Origin of the sequence: Bacterioplanes sanyensis, from assembly GCF_014652515.1 — a bacterium.
Taxonomy (GTDB): domain Bacteria; phylum Pseudomonadota; class Gammaproteobacteria; order Pseudomonadales; family Oceanobacteraceae; genus Bacterioplanes; species Bacterioplanes sanyensis.
This window is the reverse complement of sequence record NZ_BMYY01000019.1, coordinates 1-25,483: the sequence shown is the minus strand read 5'-3', so window position 1 is coordinate 25,483 and position 25,483 is coordinate 1. Positions and strand designations below refer to the sequence as shown.

Genomic DNA, 25,483 nt, shown 5'->3' with positions numbered 1-25,483 from the left:
GTTCACTCGTTCGCTGATGGTGTTCGCCTCGACCATTGCCAACATTGTGCCAATGCAGATATTTAATTTTTATCCTTATTTATCAATAACTTAAGCAAAACCCGTCGCAGAGAAAGAGTCATTTTGACACACTTAGAAAGTGTCAAAACGACTCGCTCGTGCTATAACGACATCATTACAATCAAGACACTCCTAAGTTCTAGGCATTCCCAATGAGCACTATTTCGGTTCATGCATTGATCGAGCTGGCCATCGATTTAAGCCGCAGCCTGGTCGCCGACGATCGCTTTGAACGGCTGCTTAGCCATATTCGCAAAGCCATCAACTGCGATGCAGTGGTGCTGTTAACCCTGCAAGGAGAGTATTTAAAGCCGCTGGCACAACAAGGATTAAGCGCCGAGGTGCTGGGGCGGCGCTTTGAGATTGCACAACACCCAAGATTTTCCGAGATTTGCAATGCTCAGCATCCGCTGCGATTTGCCAGCGAGTCACCTTTGCCTGACCCTTACGATGGCTTGTTGCTCGCCATGGAGGGAGACTTACCTGTGCACTCTTGCATGGGTTTGCCCTTGCTGTCCGACGGCCATTTAATTGGCGTCATTACCCTGGATAGCCTGACGCCCAATGAGTTCGATGCCATTCCAGATCGCACCTTGGACATTATTGCCGCCATTTCTGCAGCGGCCTTAAAAAGCGCGCTCACACTGGAGCTGTACCAACGTGATGCCAGCCATGCCAGAGCCGTGGTTGAAGAACTCACCCAAGAAGCGTTAAGCAAAGACGGTGGCGAACTCATTGGCGACAGCGCGGCCATGCAACGCCTGAAACAAGAAATTCAAATCGTTGCCAGCTCAGATTTAACCGCCTTAGTGCAAGGCGAAACCGGCGTTGGCAAAGAGCTGGTGGCGCGAACCATTCACCAACAATCGCAGCGCAGTAACGGCCCATTGGTGTACGTCAACTGCGCAGCCCTGGCGGAAAACCTAATTGAAAGCGAACTGTTTGGCCATGTTAAAGGCGCCTTTACCGGAGCCAGTCAAAGCCGTGCCGGCAAGTTCACCATTGCCGACGGCGGTACCCTGTTTTTAGATGAAATTGGCGAACTGCCATTGCAGGTGCAAAGTAAGTTATTGCGCGCTCTGCAAAGCCAAGAAATTCAACCGGTAGGCCAAGACAAAACTCATCAGGTAAATGTGCGCATCATTGCCGCCACCAACCGCGATTTAGCCCACGAAGTTGAACAAGGGAATTTTCGCGCGGACTTATTTCACCGCCTCAGTGTTTACCCGCTGACGGTGCCGCCACTGCGTCAGCGCAAGCACGACATCGTCTTATTGAGTGGTTTTTTTATTGAGCGCATGCGACGCAAGCTAGGCTTACAGCAGCTTAAATTTGCCGTTGATGTGCTGCCTTACCTAGAACACTACGACTGGCCGGGCAACATTCGCGAGCTGGAACATTGCATTAATCGCGCCGCGCTCAAAGCACGCAGTCGCACTCAACGTCAAAATGGCATCGTCAGCATTGAGCGAGCCGATATTGGTCATTTGCAAATGGACGAGTATGGTTTGACCAACGACGCCCAGCTCAGCAGCAACACAGCGCCCTGGCCGACGCCTCAGCCCAACCCAGTTTTCACGCCCAGCGTGAACAACCTCAAGCAGGCTACGGAGCAGTTTCAACGCCAATGCATTTTGCAAACATTGGAAGCAACACAAGGCAACTGGGCCGCGGCAGCACGGCAGCTGCAAATGGACCGTGCTAATTTGTCGCGCCTGGCCAAGCGCTTAGGTATTGAGGTTATAAAATCGATAAAGAATTAAGGCACCTGTGAGCAGTTCGGTGCCCTTATCACTCTGCTTTGGGTGGCAACATTTTGCTGAGTCCGCCGGCCTCTTGATTGTTTTTCCGCGGCAATATCCCTAAGGTGTCGCACCTTGGAACTGCCTCAGGAAGGAACCTGATATGTCGACCGCCGAACTGGCCAGCCCGCCCTTAATGCCACTGCCGCCCGCCGCATTGGCGAAAATGCTACCGCCCGATCATTATTTAAGCGAACTTTGGTTGGAGCGCGAGCCAGCCCTGCTGCACCTTGACATTCACAGGCACTTTACGCCGATGGAGCCAGTGGCCGCTCATTTTTGTCAGCTGATGCAACAGCGCCTAGCGGCTGCGGGTTTTTTATGAAAACTCTAAATTCGCTAGCAGCGTCGCGCTGGCCTGGTTGGTGGCTGCTGATTGTGGTGTTTGTCTGCGGCTTTTTCTTTCGCTTTGCTCCTGCGTCTATGGCCAGCAGCATTCAATTGGAGCTGAGCTTAAGCGCCACCGCACTCGGGCTGATTGCTTCCATGCAGTTCTGGACCTACACCCTGATGCAGGTGCCGGCAGGCATTTTTTCCGATGCGCTAGGCCTGCGCCGCGCAGCCCTCAGCGGTGCCTCACTCACGGCGCTCGGAGCCATGGTCTTTGCCCTGTCACCGGGCGCCACTGGCCTAATGCTGGGTTCGGCACTGATTGGAATCGGGCTAGCGGCTGTGTTTGTCGCCCTGATGACCTACAACGCCGTTTGGTTCGAGCCCCACAAGCATTCGCTGATCATGGGCGCCACCATGTTATTGGCCGCCTTGGGCAGCGTGCTGGCGGAAAGCCCGGCCGCTGCCGCTCTGCATTACTTCAGCTGGCGTCAGATCATCGCCGTATTTGCCGGCCTCACGGCCTTGGCGATGGTTGGCTTGTGGCTGTATTGCCATAATCGCCCCAGCACACACACCAGTAAACCGCTGCGACGCTCAAACTCCGGCTTACTGAGTGGCTATCGGCGCGTGGTGAAGCTGCCGCAAGTGTGGTGCTTGTTTGTCTGCGTGGCGGCCACCAACGGCACCTTGTATGCCTTTTTAGGATTGTGGTCGACGCCCATGCTGGTGGATGGCTTTGCCATGCCGGTCAGCAGCGCCGCTCACTACGCTACTTTAGCGCTGCTAGTCTACGGCCTTGGCTCGCTGTTTAGCGGCTGGTTATCAGATCGGCTACAGGCGCGTAAACCGCTAATTATGCTGGCCACGCTGCTGGCCGCCGCGTGCTGGGGCAGCCTGGCCTTTATGGATTGGCAAGCCGGGGCTGATGCCATGGCACTGTTTATTTTACTGGGCTTTTCCGGCGCTCAAGCTGGCGTTATTTTCTCTGCCGCCAAAGAGAGCGTGGCCAGCGAACAGGTGGGCTTTGCCACCGCCTTGATCAATATGGGCGCCTTTTTGGCTGCCGCCATCATTCAATCCGGCTTTGGCGTCATACTCGACCTGGCCAGTGCCGGCGACAGCAAAACCTTGGCGCACTATCAAAGCGCACTCTTGCTGCCCTTTGCCGTAGCGTTAACAGGCGCCGTCGCAGCCTTGTGGTTAGAAGAAAGCGCCGGAGCGACTGCGGCCGCGCCACAATGAGGGTAAGTAAAGCCGCTAAACCACCGCTCAGTACACCTGACAGCCCATCTAGGCAGAACTAAGGTCGAGCTGGATGGGTGAAACCGGTATACTCCCCGCCCTTTTATTTGGCCAACGCTGATCTCTGCCAGCATCGGCCGCACAGAGATCCTTTATGTCGTTTGCCGATCTGGGCTTATCGCCCGCCATCCTCAAGGCCATTGAGGAACAAGGCTACACCCAGCCTTCCCCTATTCAGCAACAAGCCATTCCAGCGGTATTGACCGGTCAGGATGTAATGGCCGCCGCACAGACCGGCACCGGTAAAACCGCCGGCTTTACCTTGCCCATTTTGGAGAAACTCAGCGGCGGCGAACGTGCACGCCCGAACCAGGTGCGCGCCTTGATCGTTACCCCCACTCGCGAGCTGGCCGCTCAGGTGGGCGATAACGTACGTGCCTATGCCGAGCATTTACCGCTAACGTCTGCGGTGGTATTTGGTGGGGTTAAAATCAACCCACAAATGATGCGCATGCGTCGCGGTGCCGATGTGCTGGTCGCTACCCCAGGTCGATTGTTAGATTTATACCAGCAAAAAGCCGTGCGCTTTCAGCAGCTAGAAATGCTGGTGCTGGACGAAGCCGACCGCATGCTCGACATGGGCTTTATTCATGACATTAAAAAGCTGCTGGCGATTCTGCCCAAAGAGCGCCAAAACCTGCTGTTTTCTGCCACCTTTTCCGATGACATTCGCGAACTGGCGAAAAAGCTGACCAACGATCCGGTGGAAATTTCCGTGACACCGGCCAACAGCACGGCAAAAAAAGTTGAGCAGTGGATTCACCCAGTAGATAAAAAGCAAAAACCACGTCTGCTGAAGCAACTGATTAATGACCACGACTGGCAACAAGTATTGGTCTTTTGTAAAACCAAACACGGCGCCAACCGTTTAACCCGCTACCTAGAAGAAAACGGCATCACGGCAGCGGCCATTCACGGCAATAAAAGCCAAGGTGCTCGAACTCGCGCTTTGGCGGAGTTTAAATCGGGCGACATTCGCATCTTAGTGGCCACCGACATCGCGGCACGCGGTATCGACATCGACCAATTGCCGCAAGTGGTGAACTTTGATTTGCCTAACGTCGCCGAAGACTATGTGCATCGCATTGGCCGTACCGGGCGTGCTGGTGCCAGCGGTGAAGCCATTTCTTTAGTGGCGGCTGACGAAGTCAAAGAGCTGTCACAGGTCGAGAATCTGATCGGCAAACTGCTGAAGCGTGACTACGTGCCAGGCTTTGAGCCAGTGCACGAAGTGCCACAAACGACACTGCGCAGCAAAGCGAAAAAACCGAAAAAGCCGAAAAAACCCAAAAGCCCAGGCCATCAAGATGGGCAAAAAGCCGTGAGCCAACATCACCAGCGCGCCAATAAAAACACCGCCAGCAAACCCCGCCAACAACGCAGTGGACAAGGGCCACAAAGCAAAGAAGGCGGCAGTGCCAAACCTGCTCGCCGTCCAAGACGCCGGCCAGCGCAGGCATAACCGCTCGATGTACTCCCTATAAAAAAGGCGCCATGATTAATGGCGCCTTTTTTGTTTCAGCCTGGCACGCCCTGAGTCAAATGCTTCAGGGTACCAAGGCAAAATAGCCTTACGGACGCACCAGCTCAAAGCGCTCATGGCTGTTAGGCTTAGAGGCATTGGCACTCAAACCCACACCGCCGCCAAAATCGGCGCGCACGTAGTTACCGTTATCGGCCTGCAGTGCAATTTGGCCGTTACCCATGTCGACCAGGGTAAACAAGGCCGCCGCTTGCGGCTGATCAAACTTGGCTTTTAAGGTGCCAAACAGGTAGGAGTCCAAGCCCACATATAAGCCACCACGGGCACGAATCGCGACTTTACCTTGGTGCTGCTCCAGCACAAAGGTCTCCCAGCTACCGCGTAAATCCGAGCCGGCGGAAATAAAGCTGTCACCGCCCGTCATGGCACGCCAGAAATGACCGTTAGCGGTTTTTAAATGCACCGGGTCGCCGTAGTAAGGGAACTCACTGCGCTGCGCATCGCTTGCAAAACGGAACAAGCCACGCACTGGGTAATGATCGGACAAATCCCATTCATCCCACAGTTCTGCATCGATGCTGCGCGGAGCAAATGCCTGCTGTTCAGCGCTCAGGGCTGGCTGATGCACACGACTCACCAAGGTGTAATCCAGGTACTCAACGTAAGGCTGCTCCGCCCAGAAATTGGTATTGGCATCGTAGGTGAAGTTATGACCGGTATTTTGTGGCTCACGCGCATTTAATACCGCTTCCATGTAGTCGCGATCTTCCGGCAAGCCGCCTTTATTGACGTTAAAGTCACCCGCCATAATCACTGGCTCGTCCGCCGGAATATTCAGTGAGCGAATGTAGTCACCCATTTCCTGCAGCTGAGCTTTACGCGCATTGCGGTTGGCATCGTCGTCTGATGACTGGGTATGGGTCGCAAACACATGGTAAGTTTTGCCCAGCTTATTGATGCGGGTATAAATCACACCCCGTGTGGCGGCGCATTGCAGGCCATCACAAGCGCTGTATTTGTGCGCACCTTCCAGTTCAAAAGGCCAGCGCGAAACAATGCGCGTGCCCGATCCCATGACTTTGCCCAGCTTAAAAATCTCAGCGCTTTGATACGGGTATTCAGCGCGCAAATTATCCAGCAGCTTTTTGCTCGCCAGCGGGTCAAACACTTCGGTTAATACCAGCACATCGTAACCAGACATCACTTCTGGCATGCGCTCCAAGCGCGTGCCGACTTTTTTCGAGCCGTACACCGTCGTGGCCCAGACGTTATAGCTCAGCACATTAAAGCTGCCGGCATCGCCCAGCGCGGGTTTTTCGTCCTGCGGGTGAATCACATAGTGCACGCTACCACCGTCGCTCAGCTCACTGGCTTTAACCGCCAGCTGTGCTTGCTTACCCGCCAGAGAAATCTCTTGGTAGTGGCTTTGCTCACCGCTCAGTTGTGGCAGCTGCCAATCGTTGCCGGTGGCGGAGTAAGTCAGTTCAGTGCCTTGCAATTGCTGGCTCAGCTGCAGCTGGTAATCATCGCTGCTCAAGCGCACGGTCACATCGCGATCGGCACCCTCGCTGCGCGTCAGCAGCACGACATCACGGGTTGCCAACGGCGGAATAGTAGCGCTCAGGGCTTCGTTGCCGCTGGGCAGCTCAACCGCCAAAGATTGCAGGGTACTGTTGGTCACCGTTACCCGAGTTTCAACCGCCTGTTGCGGTGGCTGAGACATGGCCATGGCATTGGCGGCCATAACGCAGGACGCCAGGGTCAATACACGCATTATTTCTACTCACGCTAAAAAAGCGCGTAATTTACCGTATTTGCGGCAACAATGTTATGCGTTTGTGACGATTGGCTGACCACTGTCGCTCTTGGTCGGTGACACCGCGTGCTGCGCCATCACTTCTTGCAGCAGTGGAATGGTGTGCTTAGCCACAGGGTCATCTTGCTGACCGTCACCCGCGTGTTGAAACTCGCCCGCATCGAAGGCCAAGCAAATGGAAGCGGCCGGTTCAGGTAGCTGGCCTTGGGCTTGCGCCAGCACATCGGCGCGAGTCATGTGCGTGAAAATGCTCTTCATCACAGCGGCGCCGTCAGCAAACATCAGATCTCCCGCCACCAATTGCTGCGCCACGTGCCGGGCAAGTTCATTCAACGCCTGCATGGCATTGACGCCGTGCTGGCGACAAAAGGCTTCCACCGGCTGCTGCAGAGTGTCCTGTTGAATCGCTGCGGCTAACAATTCATTCAATGTCATATCCTTCCCCGAGGGCACCTCTGAATAATTCTGCACAACTCTGCGCGAGTGCAGCAGGCTTTCAGAACAAGGCGGTGATGGCAGGGAATGGCCAGCCCTTTGCAACATCGCCAACAACGTTATGGAAGCCTGCCGCCCGCGCCCGAAGGGGACCGCCAGAGAACTCCAGCTCTGTGTCGCCGTTTTTTTGCTGTAGCTGGCTAGAGCTGCAAACCGGCTTCGTGACCTGGAGCCCTCTGGCGATCCAGAGCGAGCACTGCATTATTCAGAGGTACCCTAGTATTTTTATTTACACAAAAATCAATACCATACAAACATAGGGAACAAGACTGCCGCCATCAATAACCATACAAAAAAAGTGGATTTAAACCTTAAGCTGGTCAAATTACGACAAAGATTCAATCACCCAGCCGGAACTGTCTTGCCAGCTGACGTCATCGCCAACCCCTCGCTGCAGCAGTCGCTGCGCCAGTGGCGCCTGTAAACTGAGCAAGGTGACATCAATGCCCGCCACCGTTAAACGCCGGCCACCAAAGCGCGTGAGCCAAACCCAGCGCTCGCCCAACTGCGGGTGAACCAGCTGCACCAACGCGCCTAGGGCCACTTCGTCATCTTCATCGAAACTGGGCACAGCCCACTGCGCCAGGCGAATACGCTCTTGCTGCAGCGCCAAAATACGCTCCGATTGGCCATGGGCCAGATACGCAGCCTCCAAGCTCAAAGTGTCGTATTGGTTTTCTGGCTGGTTGTCTTCGTGCGCAGCAGCCGCCTGCGCTTGTTGCGCGGCCACCACGGCGGCGGCAATTTCATCATCTAAATCTTGCAACAATGCCGGCTTTAACACGTCTTTGTTCAGCGCTGTCATGACTGCCTCCTCGGATGTGGCATTATATCCGGCTGTTTTGGAGGCTGCTTATGAATCTACACCGTCTGGCGTTTTGCTCGCTTATTCAGCGCGATGAGCTGGAGTTAATTAAGGTTGATCACCCGTTATTTAGCGCCGAGCTGGCGTTGCAAGGCGCGCAACTGCTGAGCTTTCAACCCCAGGGCCAAAGTGACTGGCTGTGGCTGAGCGAGCAAGCACAATACCGCCAGGGCCAAGCCATTCGTGGCGGCATCCCTATTTGCTGGCCCTGGTTTGGCGACACTCAGCGCAACCCAAAGCCGGTGCAGCAGCATATCAAGGGGGAAGCACCCGCCCATGGCTTTGCCCGCAGCCGCCTATGGCAGTTGCAGCAAGTACAAGAAGCATGCGATCAAGTGCGTTTAACCTTGGCGCTGGCCGACACCGAGCATCCCGCCTGGCAGGCCAAACTGCAGCTGAAGCTGGAGCTATGTTTAGCGCCACAACAGTTGTCGCTGAATTTAATCACCAAAAACGTTAGCGCCTCAGCGGTGACGTTCAGCCAAGCCCTGCACACCTATTTGCCGGTGTCGGACATCCACGCACTGCGCCTGAATGGCCTGCACGGCACAGGTTACATTGACGCCATCGATGACTGGCAACATAAGCAGCACATAGGTGCCGTTCGCTTTACTGAAGAAACGGATCGCATCTATCAAAGCCAGCAGCCATTGCAACTGCAGCAAGCGCAGCAGCGGCGCATCATCAGCGCCAACAGTGCCAGTACCGTGGTATGGAACCCCTGGGTCGATAAGAGTCAGCGCTTGGGGCAATTTGCCGACGATGCCTGGCAGCGCATGGTGTGCGTGGAAACGGCCAACTGTGCGTTTGATGCGGTAACCCTCGCCAGCGGCGAGCAACACAGCTTGGAAATGTGCATACGCTGACATCGATTGATAAGGCGCAAGACATCAAGCACTCGTCAGCGTTACACTGTCGCCCTCATCTTCCAGCGAGGCAGGATTATGGAATTCAACGAGTGCCCATTACTGGCCTCTGAAGCCGTCAATCGTGAGCATGAGCAGCTGGTTGAGTTGATCAATCAGGCAGAGTTCGACGTCTTGATGGGGCGCCAAGCACAGCGGCCTTTGCAAGCACTGAAAGCGTTTGTGCAGCAGCATTTTGCTGAAGAAAGCCAGACCTTTTCCCAGCATGCCATGCCCCACTGCGATGCCCACCGCCGCGACCACGAGTTTCTACTGCAATTGATCGAGCAAGCCTGCACCAGCAACGATGCCGAGGAGCTGCTGAGCATTCTCAGCGATCAACTCCCCAACGCCATTGTGCGCCACATCGACCGCTTCGATCGTCAAGTCGTGAACTGGCTAAAGCGCCACCGACGTACGGCGGCTTAACCTTTCAGCCCTGCTTTAGCATGCGCGCGCGACATCAACGATGGTGCGGCGCAACCAACGATGGGCATGGTGATGCTGCAACAGCGGTGACCACGCCATTTTGAGTTCAAACGGTGGAATCTGAAACGGCGGCTCTTTTACCAATAAAGACGTCGAGCGCGCCTGCATTTCCGCCACTTTGCGCGGCAGTGTCGCCACCAAATCATTGTTGAGTGCCAGCAGCGCCGGCATTTGATAGTGACGGGTAAAAACCGAAATTTTGCGCTTATAGCCCAACTGTGACAGCGCATTGTCGACCCATCCCAGGCGAATGACTTTTTCTGGGTCAATGCCCACACCCGCGCCCATGCCGGTTTTGCTCACCCAAATGTGTTTGCTGGCGACATAGGCCTGCAAATCAAAATCATGCGCCCTGGGGTGGTCCGGATTCACTAAGCACACGAATCCGTCTTCCCATAAGGTCATTTGATGGAACGACTGGGGCATTTCATCAAAGCGGTTGATGGCCATATCGACGCGACCGGCTTCCACATCTTTAAAGGTCACGTCCGACGGCGTTAATACGTCCAAGATGATATCCGGCGCTTCGGTGCGTAAACGCTTCACCAACTCCGGTACCAGAGTCGACTCAGCGTAATCGCTGACCATAATGCGAAACACGCGATGGCTGACACTGGCATCGAACTCTTCTAGCGGCTGCAGTGCAGCTTCCAGCTCGCCCAGCGCTTTGCGAATCACGGGTTGCAGTTCTTGGGCACGTTCGGTGGGCGTCATGCCTTCTGAGGTGCGCACCAGAATGGGGTCACCAAACAGCTCACGCAGGCGCCGCAGACCATTGCTCATGGCTGGCTGGGTAATGCCCAGCAGCTGTGCCGCCTTGGTGACACTGCGCTCACGCAACAGCACATCCAAGTACACCAGCAAATTTAAGTCGATACGGTCAATATTCATACAGCGCCTCCGGTTAGGGGACGCCATTATCCCTGATTAGGCATCATTCACCAAGTCGATGGCGAACATCACCTGAAGTTATGCAGGAAGGTGGTCTTTAATGATGTCGTACAGCTCCGGACGCCCCGCTTCGATTTCGTCAGCACTGAGGCCTTCCAACGAATGCGGGTACTTTAACCAAGCACTGGTTTCATGCAGGTAGTAATCTGGCACGCGGTCGGTTTTGTTGCGCTCTGGCTTGTAGTACGGCACCGCGACACGAATGTCTTGCGGGGTATTTAACCGCGCCCGGCGCTGTAACTCATTGACGATGGCCTCAATCGAGCGCCCACTGTCGAACACATCGTCGACAATCAGCAAACGGTCTTCGTGGGTAACGTTTTTCACCAAATAATTAAGGCCGAACACCTGCACTTCTTTGGCTTGCTTGTCGATGTCGGGGTAATAGGATGAAGTGCGAATGGCGATGTTATCGGTTTCGATGCCATGCACGTCGAGGTATTCCTGCACTGCGATGCCGATCGGTGCCCCACCGCGCCAAACGGCAATCATAAAGGTGGGTTCGAAACCACTATCCAGCACTTGTGCCGCCAAACGGTAAGAATCTTCCAGCAGCCCCTGGGCAGTCAGATAGAGTTTTTCGCTCATAAACAATCTCCGGCATTGCGATTAGCTGACCGCTTGGTCAGTGGTGTATGATAACCGGTTCACAACTTTGATCCCACTGGTAGCGCACATGCAAAAACGCTTTCTGGACGAAGAAACCCTGATTCAGGACTCATTCCGCCTGGCCGTGTCGATTTTCGAGAGCGGTTTTCGCCCGACGTTTATCGTTGGCCTGTGGCGCGGCGGCAGCTCTGTCGGCATATACGTGCAGGAATGCCTGCAAACCTTGGGCGTGCAAACCGATCATATTTCACTGCGCACGTCTTACCGTGGCTTGCCCGCCTATCAAAGCATGGTGGAGCAGCCCGAAGACATTCGAGTGCACGGCACCCAATACCTGGTGGAAAACCTCAATGTCGATGACGGCTTGCTGATTGTCGATGACGTATTTAGCACCGGCTATAACATTCGCGCGGTATTGCAGCGCTTGCAAAGCAAGCTCAAGCGCAATATGCCAGAACAGGTGCGCATAGCCACGCTATATCAGCGCTCTAGCCACAACCGCACGGACTTAAAGCCAGATTTTTGCTTGCACGATACCAACGACTGGCTGGTGTTCCCCTACGAGCTAAAAGGCCTGAGCCTGGAAGAGATCCGCCAGCACAAACCCTTTATGGCCGATCTGATCAAGCCTGAACAGTTTCGCGGCGACAGCTGATATCACAAAAGCTCGCGTAGGATTGCCGTCTCGTCTCTAGAAAGGTCGGCGGTCGTCTTCGCAGGCTGATATCACAAAAGCTCCCGCGCAATCGCCGCCGTGCCTGAGGCGGCGGCGATCAATAAAATCAGCGGTCGCAAACTGCCCGCCGGCACTTTGTGCACCAAGCGCCCAGACAGCCAAAACCCCAACACCACCCCCGGCACCGTCAATGCAAACAAAGTGACTTCTAGCCGATGAATAAAGCCCGACGCTAACAGCCCAATAAAGGCCGCCACGCTGCCAAATAAGAAAAAGGCGGACAGATTTGCCCGCACCAGCTCTGCCGGTTGGCGCTGATAAATCAGTGCGATGGGCGGTCCACCGACGGCGGTTATGGTGCCCATAAAGCCAGATAAGGTGCCCGCCAAAACACTGTTGGTGGGCGTTAATGCTGGCTGCAAACCGGCCACACTCAACCCCACCGCCAGCAATATCAAGGTGCCAAATACCAAGCCAAAGCCGGATGGCGATAACACCGTCATCACCGCCACGGCCAGCAAGGTGCCCAACAGTGCGCCGGACATGGCATGGCGCACCGGTGCAAAACTCATATGGGTGCGATTGCGCAGCAGCATCATCACCGTCAGCACCATGGCATTCATGGTTAACGTGCCCGGCACCAGCAATGGGCTGATTAAAAACAGCAGCGGCGCCGATAAAGTGCCGATGCCATAGCCGGCTACGCCTTGCAGCAAAGCACCGGCGGCAATCGCTAAGTTGGCGAGCACTAACTGCAGCACACTGAGCGGCACATCGGCCATCCTATTCTCCAACTAAAAAAGGCAGCGGGTAGATGATCTACCCGCTGCCTTTGCCAGTGACGTTAAAACTGTCAAATAGCTTAAAGATGCTCGACGCGTATACGCGTCACCTGACCGACGACGCTGCTCAAGCCTTCAATCGCGATCATGGCTTCATTCATGACCTTTTCCTGAATGCGGTGAGTCAGCAAAATAATCTGCGCCAGCTCTTCACCCGGCGCCGGTTCGCGCTGAATGATGGCCTCAATGCTGATGCCGCGCTCACTGAGCAAGGTCGCCACACTGGCCAACACACCGGCTTTATCAACGGCCTGGATGCGCAAATAGTAAGCCGTTTCGATGTCTTCGATCGGCAGCACCTGCTCGTCTTCCACCTTGTTGTAGGCCAAGTGACTGACACGCGCTTCGCTGTCTGCTTCCAGAGAGCGCGCCAGATCAATGATATCAGCGACCACGGCGGAAGCGGTCGGGCCGGCGCCAGCGCCAGCGCCCACATACATGGTGTCGCCCACGGCATTGCCATTCACCATCACGGCATTCAATACGCCATCGACGTTGGCGATCGGCCGCGCGGCGGGCACCATGGTTGGATGCACGCGCAAATCAATGCCTTGCGGCGTCTGGCAGCTGATACCCAAATGCTTGATGCGATAGCCCAACTCTTCGGCGTATTGCACATCTTCAGTGGTAATGGTGCTGATGCCCTCGGTGTAGCAGCGATCAAACTGCAGCGGAATGCCATAGGCAATGGACGCAAGAATGGTCAGCTTATGCGCGGCATCAATGCCCTCGACATCAAACGTCGGGTCCGCTTCGGCATAACCCAGCTCCTGCGCTTCGGCTAACACATCGGCAAAGTCGCGGCCCTTGTCGCGCATTTCCGTCAAAATGAAATTACCGGTGCCGTTAATAATGCCCGCCAGCCAGTTGATGCGGTTGGCCGCCAAGCCCTCGCGCAGGGCTTTAACGATGGGAATGCCGCCAGCGATGGCCGCTTCGTACATCACAGATACGCCCTTGGCTTCGGCGGCGGCAAAAATCTCGCTGCCGTGCTCGGCGATCAAGGCTTTATTGGCAGTGACCACGTGCTTGCCGTTTTCAATCGCTGTCAGCACCAGTTTTTTTGCCACGTCGTAGCCACCGATCAGCTCAACTACGATGTCGATGTCTGGGTTTTGCGCCACGGCGAACACATCGTCGGTAATATTGACGCCGCTGGTGTCATAATCTGGGTTGGGATGACGGGTAGCAATTTGCTCTACCATAATTTCGCGACCAGCCCGGCGGGTAATATTTTGTGCGTTTGTGGTGAGCACACCAAATGTGCCGCCACCGACTGTACCAAGACCACAGATACCTACTTTTACCGGTTTCACCGTCGCGTCTCCTCGAGCATTGTTATGGTAATTGCGGCCAAAATGAACAGGCCGACTGGCCGCAATGTACCACATAAAAGCAGCCTATTGGCAGCGCCAGCACCTGTACGGGCCAAGCGGGATTTCATCACTGGCTGGTTGTGATATTTTTTCAGCTCAAAACTTAAAAGGAACAGACTATGACTATTTCGTTGGTACTGACCGTCATCGCCGATGACCAACCCGGCATTGTTGAGCAAGTCGCCGCCGTCGTCAGTGACCACCAAGGCAACTGGCTGGAAAGTCGCATGGCCCACATGGCTGGTAAGTTTGCCGGCATCGTGCGCGTAGGCGTCAGCGAACAAGACAGCGTGGCGCTGATCTCTGCCCTGGCCGAGCTGCGTGAGCGCGGCATTTTGGTCAATGCTGAATCCTCCGATGCCGCCGCTGAGCTGGCCACCGAGCGCACCACCCAAGATTTGCAATTGAGCTTGGTCGGCAATGACCGCCCTGGCATCGTACGTGAAGTATCAACCGCGCTGGCGCGCATTCACGTCAACGTGTTGGAGTTTACCTCCAGCTGTGACAGCGCAGAAATGTCGGCGGTGCCGCTGTTTCGTGCCCAAGCACTGTTGCGCATTCCCAATGGCATGGAATTAGACGACGTGCAGGCCACGGTTGAGGCATTGTCGGACGATTTAATGGTGGAGCTAGGCTCTCTCTAAGCGCGCTCAAACCAGTATTCATGAAAGCCGGTGCCGTCAGCCAGCTGACCTAACTGATGGCGGCGCAGGACAAAGCCAGACAACTGCTGCAATAAGCGAATGGTTGATAGCGGCGGTCTGGCCGCCTCCCCCAATGGGCTGCCAAGCAGGCGACACTCGCCATCACTCAACACCTCGACCTTCACCGGCGTTTTCGGTAAGCCGCTGCGATTAAACAGCATTAAATGCAGGCTGCCATGGGCACGCAAAATGCGCATCAGCAACGGCTGCAATTGCTGCAACTGCTGCTCGTTTAAATAGCCGGCCACGTCCCACAGCAAAATCGCATCCAGCTCGGTACCGGCTCGATAATTCAGCATGGCTTCACTAAAGCTGTGCTCGCTGTCGCCTTGTTGCTCTTGCCGCTGTTGTTGATGCCAGGCCATGGAGGCCAGTACGTCTTCCACATACAAGCGTGCCACACGTTCATGCAAGCCGGTTAACTGCCGCCCATGCTTGCTGCCACAGTCCAACACTTGTGCCGACGCTGGTAACTCGGCCAGCAGCGCCTGCAACAGAGGTAGCGCTATAAATTGCGCACTGGCGCTGGCCGCCACAGGCATCATTGGCGCGCTGGCCACATGGCGCAATTGTTTATCTGCGGCGCGGGCGTCGTATTCGAGCACGTATTCAGCCAAGGCCTGCGGGCCAGAGGGCAGCGCCGACTCCACTAAGGTAAAGGGATGCAAGCTGCGCTGCAGCGTCACTGTGGTGTGGCGCCAAGCGCTGATTTCTGGGCCGCTACTGGGCTGATAATCAAAATGAAAATCCTGCGCCAAGCGCCATTGCAAAGGCCGAGTGGGCAATGCTCGACCGCCCGGCTGGATTAAATGCAGCCGCGTGCCGGCATGAAAATGCGGCGCTAAGCGCTCAAATAAATGCTTAATGGCGTCTGGGCTTAAAAAACTGAGCAAGTCCCAGCACAGCACCAAATCAAACTGCACCTGCGCTGGTTTATCGAGCAAATGCTCATCAATCGCACTGAGCATATCGTCATCACCGAGCTGATCCAGAAGCTCTGGTATGTCCTCGATGCTGCACGAGCATTGGCGTTGCAAAAACACCTGAGTGGTGCCGGTGGTGGAGGCGCCTAAATCTAAAATGCGCCCACCTGGGCTGATGTGATGCTGTGCCAGAGCCTGAAGCTCTGGCGAGAAGTGGTGCATAAAATGCTGCTAGTTTTTGCCGGGAGGAACCTTGCCGGCATGGGCTGGGTCGGGTGCTTTATCGGCTGGTTTTTCGGGCGCCTTTTCAACCGGTTTGTCGTTTTTCGGTTTGTTGTCGGCTTTATGCTCGGCAGCGGGCAAATGGGGGTGGACTAATTTGTCTTGAAACGCGTTACGCCGCTCTTTTAGCTCCTCATTGCTATCGACCATATCCATCGAACCGCGGAACTTACCACCGTCATCAAGTTGGATACGCGGCGCAGTCAAATTGCCTTTCACCACTGCAGTGCTGCAAATATTGATCAGCTCTTCGGCCAGCACATCGCCGGTAAGGGTGCCGTCAATCACAATGTTTTGCGCATGCACGTTGGCGCTGACATTGCCTTCACGGCCAATGGATAAGTGCTGGCCACTCATGCGAATGGTGCCTTCCACCGAGCCTTCGATGTGCAAATCTTCACTGCCTACCAGTTCGCCGCGAATACTGATTTTTTTGCCCACCACAGATACATCGGCTGAGCGAGCACTGGGCTCGGCGCTATTTGACTCGTTATTGGGCACTGACGTTGGATTAGCCGTTGGATTAGCCGTTGGATTAGCCGTTGGATTAGCCGTTGGATTGCCACCGGCATTGCCAGATAAGCCAGTGTTGTAGTTGGTCACCCCCGAGGTGTAGCTTTTGCTGTCGCCATCGCTGGCACCCTTCGGGTCGAGTGGATTGGCCATGTTTCCCCCTATACGTATCCTTCGTGATTGGCTCGATCATTAAACTCAACCAGTATAGGCAGCCGGGGGCAATGCTGCGTGTTTTTCTCTGCGCCTGTGATTTATATCACTGCGTCTGTGCCCTTATATCACTGCGCTAGCAACTGCGTTAAAAACGCGTGGTAATTTTGCGCCTTGGCGGTCGGGCGCTCGGCCACCATCATGGTCACGCGGCGCTGGTCGGCCTCCAGCATCAATAAATCATCTTCCAGCTGCGGTAAGTGCTGGTGCAACTTAGCCAGCAATGCCTCGCGCTCAGCGCCTGTTGCTTCGGTATCCCACCACAGCCCTTCCGGCAGACCGTCGTTATCCCAAGCGCGTTGGCCCACCACGCGATAGCGCAATTCACCGGCTTTCGGGTTGCCCGGCGCCAGCAAGGTGTATGACGTGGCCATCACGTTATCGCGCACGCCGTTTTTATCCGACTGCGGTTTAAAGGTGTACTGCCGCACTTGCAGGCCCAGCTTCATCGCCTCTAAACGCAGGTCGGCTAAGTGCCGGTCGCGCGGGCTGGGGCGCAACCAAAACACAGAACCGGCGATGGCCAGCACCACCAAAGGAATAATCCACATGCTCATGAGGCCATTTCCTCCAGCTCCAGCCAGCGCTCTTCGAGCTGATTGAGCTGTTCTTCAGCGGCGGTTAATAGTGCTAACTGTTGCTGCACATAATCACTGCTTTGGCTATAAAAATCGGCACTGGAGGTCAGCGCCAGCAACTCGTCGCGCTTTGCTTCCGCTGCCGCTATTTGATCTGGCAGGGCATCCAGTTCGCGTTGCAATTTATACGACAGCTTTTTGCCCTTAGTCGCCGCCGCTTCAGGCTGAGTTTCGGCTGCTTTAGCCGCCGACTTGGCGGCTTTATCCTGCGCCTGGCTCTGCATTCGGGTTTGGGCCTGGGCTTGCTGGCGTTGCTCGCGGGTGCGCTCAAACCAGTCGCTGTAACCGCCAACATGCTCATCAATATGACCGCCAGGGCTGAACACCCACAACTGCGTCACCACATTGTCGATAAAGGCCCGGTCGTGGCTGACCAGCAGCAAGGTGCCATCGTATTCGGCCAGCTTTTCTTCCAATAGCTCCAGCGTTTCTACATCCAGGTCGTTGGTCGGTTCGTCCATCACCAGCAGGTTGCAGGGTTTTAAAAACAACTTGGCCAACAACACGCGGTTGCGCTCACCGCCAGACAAGGCCCGCACGGGCGTGCGCGCTCGCTCGCCAGAGAATAAGAAGTCACCCAAATAACCAATAATATGGCGGCTGTTGCCGTTCACAATGACGTGATCTTTGCCATCGGCCACGTTATCAGCAATGGACTTGTCTTCATCTAACTGATGACGGGCTTGATCAAAATACGCGACCTCCAAGCGCGTGCCGGTTTTTAAACGGCCCGCTTGTGGCTGCAAGTTGCCCAACAGCAGCTTGAGCAAGGTACTTTTGCCAACGCCATTGGGGCCGACCAAGCCAATGCGATCACCGCGCAAGACCGTGGTGGTGAAACCGGCCACTTGCGGTTGCTCATCGGCCCAGGCAAAGCGCACGTCGTCCAGTTCAAACACCAACTTGCCAGAGCTGTCGCCGCTGTTAAGACTGAGGTTGGCACTGCCCTGCACTTCGCGTCGCGCTTTGCGCTCAGTGCGCATGGCTTTTAACCGCTCAACCCGTCCTTCGTTGCGGGTGCGGCGGGCTTTAATGCCTTGGCGAATCCATTTTTCTTCTTCCGCCAGGCGCTTATCAAACAGCGCGTTTTGCGTGGCTTCGTCTTCCAGGCGTTTTTCGCGATAGCCCAAAAAGCTTTGGTAGTCGCCATCCCAGCTGTAAATATGGCCACGGTCGAGATCCAAAATGCGCGTCGCCAAGTGCTGCACAAAGGCACGGTCGTGGCTGATAAAAACCAAGGTGCCGTTAAACTGTTTGAGCTGCTCTTCGAGCCATTCGATGGTCGCCACATCCATATGGTTGGTAGGCTCATCGAGAATCAGCAGCTCCGGCTCCACCACCAATGCCCGCGCCAGCATCACGCGACGCTGCCAACCGCCAGAAAGCCGATCAAACGGCGTTTCCGCCGGCAGGTTTAAACGGTCAATAATGGCTTCGACTTTTTGCTGCCAGCTCCAGCCATCGGCGGCTTCGATGCGGCTTTGCAAGCGCTCCAGCTTTTTTAAATCGGCGTCACTGCCGCGCGCAGTTTCGTCGTGATATTGGGCAATGATCTCGCCCACTTCGCCCAAGCCCTGGGCCACCACATCGTAGACCGGCGCCGAGTGCGCTTGCGGCAGCTCCTGTTGCAAGGTGGCAATGCGCAGCATGTCGCGACGTTGCACCACGCCATCGTCGGCCACCACATCGCCTTGCAGCATTTTCAGCAAAGTCGATTTACCGGCGCCGTTGCGCCCCACCACACACACCCGCTCACCGGCGTGAATTTCTACATTAACGCGATCAAGCAGTACGTGGTCACCGAAGGCCAGTTCCACATCTTTTAGCTGCAGCAACACCATGACTTTTGACATCTGTTCCCGTGTATTTAAGCGCGGCAGTATACGTGACCGCGGCGCCACGAGCGAATGGCGGTGCAAACATTGGAAAACGCAACAGTCTGTTGTTTACTGGAGCGCCGAAAAGGCCCAGCTACCCCTATGCGCACCGTTTCAGCGCAACATAATGTCAGGGCCTAATTTTTCTCGCCGTTAAACGGATGCACACCATGACAATAAAGCTAAATAAAGGTCACATCGCCGCCTTAGCGCTGCTAGCGGCCATGATCCTGTGGATGCTGGCCGGAGCCCTCAAACCTGAAGAAGAGTTCCACAACCCAAGGCCACTTTTGATGGAGCAAGGCCTAACACGGGTGCAGGTCGAGCGCATGCAGGGTGAAATGATGCAGCGCAACATCACGGTCTCGGCCCATACCGCAGCCAACCGCAGTGTGACGGTGCGCTCAGAACTGCGCGCCAAGGTCATCGCCATTCACAAGCGCAAAGGCGAGCCAGTAAAGGCGGGAGATTTAATTCTGGAGCTGGATGCGCGCGACTGGCCCGCTCGGGTCAAGCAGGCCGAAGCGGCGTTAAAGCAGCGCCGCCTAGAGGCCCAAAGTGCGCGCCAACTGCGTGAGCAAGGCCTGACCAACGCCGCCGAGCTGGCCCGTACCCAAACCTTGCTGGCCAGCGCCGAGGCCGAGCTCACCAATGCCCGTCTGCAGCTGCAAGCCAGCCAGATTCGTGCGCCTTTTGATGGCATCGTCGACCAGCGCCAAGTGGAAGTGGGCGATTTTGTGCAAGACGGCGCGCCGCTTGTGACAGTGCTCGATTTCTCACCTTATTTAGTAAAAGGCCAGGTGGCAGAAGTGGAAGCAGGCTACGTCAATATTGGCGATGCCGCCTTTGCCGAGCTGGTCAATGGCGACCGGGTAGAAGGCACGATTCGCTTTATTGCCGCCGAGGCCGATCCGCAAACACGCACCTTTGCCGTAGAAATGGAAGTCGATAACCCATCCGGCAATATGACCAGCGGACTGACCGCCAAGCTGCATATCCCACAGCCGGAAACCCACGCCTATTTTGTCTCGCCCGCCTTGCTGATTCTTAGCGACGACGGTCGCTTGGGGTTAAAAGGCATTAACGCGCAGCACGAGGTGATCTTTCAGCCGATTCAACTGCTAAAAGCCAGCAATAACGGTATTTGGGTGTATGGCCTAGGCGAGCAAGCGGACATCATTACCGTCGGTCAGGGCTTTGTTGATTACGGCGAGCAAGTTGAACCAGTTTTTTTTCAATCAACAGACACCCAGCTGGGCAAGCAAAATGAAGCCGGCAGCAACGACACAGCGCTGAGTGCGGGGTAAGCCATGTACAGCTTAATTGATGCTTCTTTGCAGCGCAGCCGCACGGTACTGATGCTGTTCAGCCTGGTGATGCTGGTGGGCATCGTCACGCTGGTGACCATTCCCAAAGAAAGCAACCCAGACATTACCGTCCCCATTGTCTATGTCTCTGTGACCCACGATGGCATTTCGCCGGAAGACGCCGATGCGCTGATTTATAAGCCGTTAGAAAAAGAACTGCGCGGCCTCGATGGTCTGAAAGAAATGATTTCGACCGCCACGCGCGGCCACCTTTCTATTCAGCTGGAGTTTTTAACCGACGTCGACATCGACCAGGCGCTGTTGGATGTGCGCCAAAAAGTCGATGACGCCAAAGGCGAGCTGCCCTTAGAAAGCAAAGAGCCGCGGGTGATGGAAATTAACGTCGCTCTGTTCCCGGTGATGGTGGTCACCCTGGCCGGCGACATCAGCGAGCGCGTGTTGTATGCCGTGGCGGATGATCTGCAAGAGCGCCTAGAGGCCCTGCCCGGGGTTTTAGAAGCCACCATTCGCGGTAAGCGCGAAGAAATCGCCGAAATCATTGTCGACCCGGCACGCATGGATAATTACGGCCTGTCGCTCAATGAACTGGGGCGATTGTTAAGTGGCAATACCCAGCTGGTGGCCAGTGAAGACCTAGACACCGGCGCCGGTCGCTTTGGCATCAAGGTGCCGGGGCGAGTGGAAAGTATTTCTGACATTCTCGATTTGCCGGTCAAAGCCCATGGCGATGAAGTGGTGCTGTTTCGCGATATCGCCGTTGGCCGCCTGGCGTACAAAGACCGTAAAAATGCCGCCCGCGTCAATGGCCGCCAAGCGGTGACGCTGGAGATTAAAAAGCGCATCGGCAGCAATATCATTGAAACCATTGAGCAATCCAAAGCCACCATCAATGAGCTGAAGCCCCATTGGCCGCAGGGCATTGAGGTCGGCATTACCCAGGATGAATCGCGCTACATTCGCGAAATGCTCAACGATTTGTTCAACAACGTGTTGGTGGCCACCTTATTGGTGATGATTCTGGTGCTGGGCAGCCTCGGCATTCGCAGCTCATTTATGGTTGGCATGGCCATTCCCGGTGCGTTTTTGATGGCCATCATTGTGCTCAACCTGATGGGCTACACCCTCAATATGGTGGTGCTGTTCTCACTGATTTTATCCGTCGGCATGCTGGTGGATGGCGCCATTGTGGTGACCGAATACGCCGACCGCCGCCTGGCCGAGGGCGCCAGCTCACGCCAAGCCTACGCCGAAGGCGCCAAGCGCATGGCCTGGCCCATTATTGCTTCCACCGCCACCACCCTGGCGGTGTTTTTCCCGCTGCTGTTTTGGCCCGGCGTTACCGGCGAATTTATGGGCTTTTTGCCGTTAACCTTGCTGTTTACCTTAAGTGCCTCACTGATTATGGCGCTGATCGTGGTGCCCACCGTCGGCGCGCTGATCGGTGGCACTTCGCACCATAAGATCGAGGCGCTAAAAGCCATTGAGGCGGCTGAGCAAGGCCGTTTTGACGACATCAAAGGCTTTACCGGCGGCTATATTCGCCTGTTGCGCAAAGCCTTGCAGCGCCCTTTATGGGTCTTGGCCATGGCCATTGCCGCACTGTTTGGCTCCTTTGCCATTTATGGTCAGCTGGGCCATGGGGTGGAGTTCTTCCCCGACGTGGATGCTGACATCGGCCTGGTGGATATTCGCGCTCGCGGCAACTTGTCGATGCAAGAGCGCGAAGCACTGGTACACAAAGTAGAAGCGCGTATCTACGACATGGCCGAGATTGAATCCATTTACACCGCCTCTTTTGTTAGCCCGCCCAATGACGCCGCCAAGGATGTCATTGGCCGCATTCAAATCGAACTGGTGAACTGGGAGCACAGGCGCCCAGCCAATGCTATTTTGGCGGACATCGAAGCGCGCACCGCCGATTTGCCCGGCCTGATTATTGAAACCCAGAAAAAAGAAGGCGGGCCGCCCTCCGGCACGGACATTCAATTGCAGCTCACCGGCAGCGATGCCGACGCCATCTCCACCATGCTGGATAAAGTGCGGGTTTTGTTTGAGCAAGACCCTGAGCTTAAGGACGTACGCGACGACCGCCCGCTGGACGGTGTTGAGTGGCAGTTCAACATCAACCGCGAGCAAGCCACCCGCTACGGCACTGACATTGCCAGCACCGGCTCGCTGATTCGTATGATCACCGGCGGCCAGCAAGTGGGCGAGTTCCAGCCGGATTACAGCGACGACGAGGTCGAAATCCTGTTGCGCTACCCAGCGGCGTCGCGCTCCATCGACCAGTTTGAGCACATCAACATCTCCACCCCCATGGGGCTGGTGCCACTGAGCAACTTTATGCAGCGCCAGGCGGTACCGCGCTCTGGAGATCTGGTACGCATCGATGGCGACCGCCGCTATCGGCTGACGGCCAATGTCAAAGAAGGCGTCAACGCCAACCAAAAGACCCTGCAATTGGCCGAGCAGCTAAAGCAGTTTGACTGGCGCGAGGCCGGTGTCACACCGCGCTTCCGCGGTGATGCCGAGCAAATGGAAGAAACCGGCTCCTTCCTGGCCTCGGCCTTTGGTGTGGCGCTGTTTGTGATGGCCACCATTTTGGTCACCCAGTTCAACAGCTTTTATCAGGCCAGCCTGATTATGAGCGCCATTGTGCTGTCCATTGTGGGCGTATTGATGGGGCTGCTGATCCGCGGCGAACCGTTTGGCATCGTCATGAGCGGCGTGGGTGTGATTGCTCTGGCCGGTATTGTGGTCAACAACAACATCGTCTTGATCGACACCTATAAGCGCCTGGTAGAAGGCGGCCTGGACCCAATGGAAGCCGCGCTGCGCACCGGCGCCCAGCGTATGCGCCCGGTATTGCTGACCGCCATTACCACCATCTTAGGGCTGATGCCGATGGTGATGCAGTGGAACATCGACTTGCTGAACCAGCACTTTACCGTGGGCGCCCCCAGCTCGCAGTGGTGGACACAGCTGTCCACCGCCATTGCCGGTGGCTTGGCCTTTGCCACTGTACTGACCTTGATTCTGACGCCTTGCCTGCTGGTGCTGGGCGATCGTAAAAAGTCACGACAGTTAAAAATGGCCGCTGCATGATATTTGAGCGGAACTGGTTAGCGCGTAGCCAGTTCCGCCCGAAATCTGCAAGTAACTGAATTAATTTAAAATTTTTTTAGAAATTCGTTTGACATGAGCGCTGCTGTGAGTAGAATGCCCACCTGCTTTCGGAGAGGGTGGTTAGCTCAGCTGGGAGAGCATCTGCCTTACAAGCAGAGGGTCGGCGGTTCGATCCCGTCACCACCCACCACCGAAGCAGAAAATTTGGAATTGGACTGGTAGTTCAGTTGGTTAGAATACCGGCCTGTCACGCCGGGGGTCGCGGGTTCGAGTCCCGTCCAGTCCGCCATTATGATCTTGTGCTGATTTTATTAGCCTTGGTCACGGTCCGAAATGTCGGCCCAGTCGGGTCACGTTCAGTCCGAAGTTAAGCTAACTTGGTTAGCCTTGGCATAGTTCCAAAACCGTTTGTCGACTTGGTAACACATTGTTTACTGAATCGAAAATCGGGTGGTTAGCTCAGCTGGGAGAGCATCTGCCTTACAAGCAGAGGGTCGGCGGTTCGATCCCGTCACCACCCACCAAAACTTGTTGATGTTTTGTGTGACAGCAACTCATCAAGACAATGTGGACTGGTAGTTCAGTTGGTTAGAATACCGGCCTGTCACGCCGGGGGTCGCGGGTTCGAGTCCCGTCCAGTCCGCCATTTTTGATCTTGCGCTGATGTTATTAGCCTTGATCCTGATTAAGCCAAGTCTTAATCAATGCAAGACACCGTTTATCGACTCGATAAACGCATGCATACAACTTGTAGCGCATCGTTTAGTGAATCGAAAATGGGTGGTTAGCTCAGCTGGGAGAGCATCTGCCTTACAAGCAGAGGGTCGGCGGTTCGATCCCGTCACCACCCACCAAAACATTGATGTTTTCTGGCAAAGCATCACACAATGCGGACTGGTAGTTCAGTTGGTTAGAATACCGGCCTGTCACGCCGGGGGTCGCGGGTTCGAGTCCCGTCCAGTCCGCCATATTTCTTAAAGATCTAGACCCCTACTATTTTTGAACTCTTCCTGAAGATAAGCGCTGATTACATTAGCCTTGGTCGCGGTCCGAAATGTCGGCCCAGTCGCGTCCGCGGAATGCCGCCCAGTCGTCCGCCATCTTTTTTTAAAGATTTAGACCCCTACTCTTTCTTATTTTGAAATCACGACGAGTCCGAGAAAAATTGAGACAGTCACGCTTAGAGAAGCATGGCTGCTTACTTCAAAAAATCGAGACAGTCACAAAAATCGAGACAGTCACGCTTAGAGAAGCATAAGAAAAATCGAGACAGTCACGCTTAGGACTTAGGTCGTCAAAAGCCTGCGTCTAAGTCGACCAAAATTTAAAGAGTTTTTGACCACGTATGAGCCATCTCAGGTCTTTATGGAAGCCTGTTATTCATCTCACTACTGGGGGCGATATGCACAGCAGGCCGGTCATCATGTGGGTTTGATTCCAGCACAACACGTTACGCCTTTTGTGCGCGGCAATAAAAATGATCGCAACGATGCGTTGGCGATTGCAGAAGCAGCACGACGACCTGGCATGCGTATGGTACCGGTTAAATCAGAGTCGCAGCAGGATATCCAAGTGTTGCATCGCATTCGCGAACGGTGCGTGGCGACTCGAACCGGATTAATGAATCAAATGCGCGGTTTATTGGCCGATTATGGTTACAGTTTTCCAGAAGGCATTGAAGCCCTAGCAGTGAAGCTGAGGGAGGCGATGGAAGACCCAGCCTTATCTGCCATTATTCGTAAAGAGATTGAGCACACATTGGTTGAATACGACTCTCTGAGTCGTCGGCTTGAGCACCTGAGAAAAGTGCTCGCAGACTACGCCGCAAAAAATGAAGAGTGCCAGTATCTGCAAACCATCCCCGGCATTGGTCCG

The 25,483-nt window shown here is 55.3% G+C and carries 22 protein-coding genes and 6 tRNA genes; 17 read left to right on the top strand and 11 right to left on the bottom strand.

The window, feature by feature from the left end:
* Positions 1–212: 212 nt before the first annotated feature.
* The 4 genes from norR (at position 213) to IE090_RS17370 (ending at position 4,959) form a co-directional block, all read left to right on the top strand.
* Positions 213–1,823, top strand: a complete 1,611-nt coding sequence (gene norR / locus IE090_RS17385; protein WP_189390392.1) for a nitric oxide reductase transcriptional regulator NorR — start codon at positions 213–215, stop codon at positions 1,821–1,823.
* Between the two features lie 142 nt (positions 1,824–1,965).
* The gene (locus tag IE090_RS17380) at positions 1,966–2,187 is read left to right on the top strand and encodes a hypothetical protein (protein WP_189390391.1); all 222 of its coding nucleotides are present in this window, start codon (positions 1,966–1,968) and stop codon (positions 2,185–2,187) included.
* Positions 2,184–3,437, top strand: coding sequence for an MFS transporter (locus tag IE090_RS17375; RefSeq protein WP_189390390.1), 1,254 nt, complete (start codon positions 2,184–2,186; stop codon positions 3,435–3,437). The genes IE090_RS17380 and IE090_RS17375 overlap by 4 nt, the downstream gene beginning before the upstream one ends.
* 154 nt (positions 3,438–3,591) lie before the next feature.
* Positions 3,592–4,959, top strand: coding sequence for a DEAD/DEAH box helicase (locus tag IE090_RS17370; protein ID WP_189390389.1), 1,368 nt, complete (start codon positions 3,592–3,594; stop codon positions 4,957–4,959).
* A gap of 109 nt (positions 4,960–5,068) precedes the next feature.
* Here the strand turns inward: IE090_RS17370 and IE090_RS17365 are convergent, their stop codons facing one another.
* From IE090_RS17365 to IE090_RS17355, 3 genes are all read right to left on the bottom strand, one after another.
* Positions 5,069–6,754 carry an endonuclease/exonuclease/phosphatase family protein gene (locus tag IE090_RS17365; RefSeq protein ID WP_189390388.1) on the bottom strand — a complete coding sequence of 562 codons (1,686 nt, stop codon included), beginning with the start codon at positions 6,752–6,754 and terminating at the stop codon, positions 5,069–5,071.
* Positions 6,755–6,808: 54 nt separating this feature from the next.
* The gene (locus tag IE090_RS17360) at positions 6,809–7,231 is read right to left on the bottom strand and encodes a hypothetical protein (RefSeq protein ID WP_189390387.1); all 423 of its coding nucleotides are present in this window, start codon (positions 7,229–7,231) and stop codon (positions 6,809–6,811) included.
* Between the two features lie 385 nt (positions 7,232–7,616).
* A complete protein-coding gene (locus tag IE090_RS17355) occupies positions 7,617–8,096 on the bottom strand; it encodes a transcription elongation factor GreAB (protein ID WP_189390386.1) in 480 nt (159 codons plus the stop codon).
* A gap of 50 nt (positions 8,097–8,146) precedes the next feature.
* On the opposite strand from IE090_RS17355, the gene IE090_RS17350 reads away from it, so the two are divergent.
* Together IE090_RS17350 and IE090_RS17345 are read left to right on the top strand one after the other, a co-directional pair.
* A complete protein-coding gene (locus tag IE090_RS17350; RefSeq protein ID WP_189390385.1) occupies positions 8,147–9,022 on the top strand; it encodes a D-hexose-6-phosphate mutarotase in 876 nt (291 codons plus the stop codon).
* 78 nt (positions 9,023–9,100) lie between these two features.
* Positions 9,101–9,490: a bacteriohemerythrin gene (locus IE090_RS17345; protein WP_189390384.1), complete on the top strand. Its 390-nt coding sequence runs from the start codon at positions 9,101–9,103 to the stop codon at positions 9,488–9,490.
* Positions 9,491–9,505: 15 nt separating this feature from the next.
* Here IE090_RS17345 and IE090_RS17340 read toward each other — a convergent pair whose 3' ends face one another.
* On the bottom strand, positions 9,506–10,441 hold the full coding sequence (locus IE090_RS17340) for a LysR family transcriptional regulator (protein ID WP_189390383.1): 936 nt from the start codon (positions 10,439–10,441) through the stop codon (positions 9,506–9,508).
* A gap of 78 nt (positions 10,442–10,519) precedes the next feature.
* Positions 10,520–11,089, bottom strand: a complete 570-nt coding sequence (locus IE090_RS17335; RefSeq protein ID WP_189390382.1) for a phosphoribosyltransferase — start codon at positions 11,087–11,089, stop codon at positions 10,520–10,522.
* 88 nt (positions 11,090–11,177) lie between these two features.
* Here IE090_RS17335 and IE090_RS17330 point away from each other — a divergent pair, with 88 nt between their 5' ends.
* Complete coding sequence (locus tag IE090_RS17330) at positions 11,178–11,765, top strand: phosphoribosyltransferase (RefSeq protein ID WP_189390381.1); 588 nt, start codon at positions 11,178–11,180, stop codon at positions 11,763–11,765.
* A gap of 71 nt (positions 11,766–11,836) precedes the next feature.
* Here the strand turns inward: IE090_RS17330 and IE090_RS17325 are convergent, their stop codons facing one another.
* Both IE090_RS17325 and IE090_RS17320 read right to left on the bottom strand, forming a co-directional pair.
* The gene (locus tag IE090_RS17325; RefSeq protein WP_189390380.1) at positions 11,837–12,568 is read right to left on the bottom strand and encodes a sulfite exporter TauE/SafE family protein; all 732 of its coding nucleotides are present in this window, start codon (positions 12,566–12,568) and stop codon (positions 11,837–11,839) included.
* 80 nt (positions 12,569–12,648) lie between these two features.
* A complete protein-coding gene (locus tag IE090_RS17320) occupies positions 12,649–13,944 on the bottom strand; it encodes a homoserine dehydrogenase (RefSeq protein WP_189390379.1) in 1,296 nt (431 codons plus the stop codon).
* 179 nt (positions 13,945–14,123) lie between these two features.
* Here IE090_RS17320 and IE090_RS17315 point away from each other — a divergent pair, with 179 nt between their 5' ends.
* Positions 14,124–14,648 (top strand): glycine cleavage system transcriptional repressor, encoded by a 525-nt coding sequence (locus IE090_RS17315; RefSeq protein ID WP_189390378.1) that lies wholly within the window; start codon positions 14,124–14,126, stop codon positions 14,646–14,648.
* Here IE090_RS17315 and IE090_RS17310 read toward each other — a convergent pair.
* The 4 genes from IE090_RS17310 to IE090_RS17295 all read right to left on the bottom strand — a co-directional run bounded on the left by IE090_RS17310 (position 14,645) and on the right by IE090_RS17295 (position 19,130).
* Positions 14,645–15,853: a class I SAM-dependent methyltransferase gene (locus IE090_RS17310; protein ID WP_189390377.1), complete on the bottom strand. Its 1,209-nt coding sequence runs from the start codon at positions 15,851–15,853 to the stop codon at positions 14,645–14,647. The two genes, IE090_RS17315 and IE090_RS17310, sit on opposite strands and share 4 nt — an antisense overlap.
* Positions 15,854–15,862: 9 nt before the next feature.
* On the bottom strand, positions 15,863–16,579 hold the full coding sequence (locus IE090_RS17305) for a polymer-forming cytoskeletal protein (RefSeq protein WP_189390376.1): 717 nt from the start codon (positions 16,577–16,579) through the stop codon (positions 15,863–15,865).
* A gap of 128 nt (positions 16,580–16,707) precedes the next feature.
* On the bottom strand, positions 16,708–17,196 hold the full coding sequence (locus IE090_RS17300; RefSeq protein ID WP_189390375.1) for a hypothetical protein: 489 nt from the start codon (positions 17,194–17,196) through the stop codon (positions 16,708–16,710).
* Positions 17,193–19,130 carry an ATP-binding cassette domain-containing protein gene (locus IE090_RS17295; protein WP_308428511.1) on the bottom strand — a complete coding sequence of 646 codons (1,938 nt, stop codon included), beginning with the start codon at positions 19,128–19,130 and terminating at the stop codon, positions 17,193–17,195. The genes IE090_RS17300 and IE090_RS17295 overlap by 4 nt, the downstream gene beginning before the upstream one ends.
* Positions 19,131–19,324: 194 nt before the next feature.
* Between IE090_RS17295 and IE090_RS17290 the strand changes: the two genes are divergently transcribed.
* From IE090_RS17290 to IE090_RS17250, 9 genes are all read left to right on the top strand, one after another.
* The gene (locus IE090_RS17290; protein WP_189390374.1) at positions 19,325–20,461 is read left to right on the top strand and encodes an efflux RND transporter periplasmic adaptor subunit; all 1,137 of its coding nucleotides are present in this window, start codon (positions 19,325–19,327) and stop codon (positions 20,459–20,461) included.
* Positions 20,462–20,464: 3 nt separating this feature from the next.
* Positions 20,465–23,587 carry an efflux RND transporter permease subunit gene (locus IE090_RS17285; protein WP_189390373.1) on the top strand — a complete coding sequence of 1,041 codons (3,123 nt, stop codon included), beginning with the start codon at positions 20,465–20,467 and terminating at the stop codon, positions 23,585–23,587.
* A gap of 135 nt (positions 23,588–23,722) precedes the next feature.
* A tRNA-Val gene (locus IE090_RS17280) sits at positions 23,723–23,798 on the top strand.
* A 22-nt stretch (positions 23,799–23,820) separates the two neighbouring features.
* Positions 23,821–23,897: transfer RNA gene (locus IE090_RS17275), tRNA-Asp, on the top strand.
* 159 nt (positions 23,898–24,056) lie between these two features.
* Positions 24,057–24,132: transfer RNA gene (locus IE090_RS17270), tRNA-Val, on the top strand.
* A gap of 45 nt (positions 24,133–24,177) precedes the next feature.
* Positions 24,178–24,254 (top strand) — tRNA-Asp (locus IE090_RS17265).
* A gap of 132 nt (positions 24,255–24,386) precedes the next feature.
* Positions 24,387–24,462 (top strand) — tRNA-Val (locus IE090_RS17260).
* A gap of 37 nt (positions 24,463–24,499) precedes the next feature.
* Positions 24,500–24,576, top strand: a tRNA-Asp gene (locus tag IE090_RS17255).
* A gap of 334 nt (positions 24,577–24,910) precedes the next feature.
* Positions 24,911–25,483 (top strand): IS110 family RNA-guided transposase (locus IE090_RS17250; protein WP_268247128.1); only part of this gene is annotated, 573 nt, incomplete at its 3' end.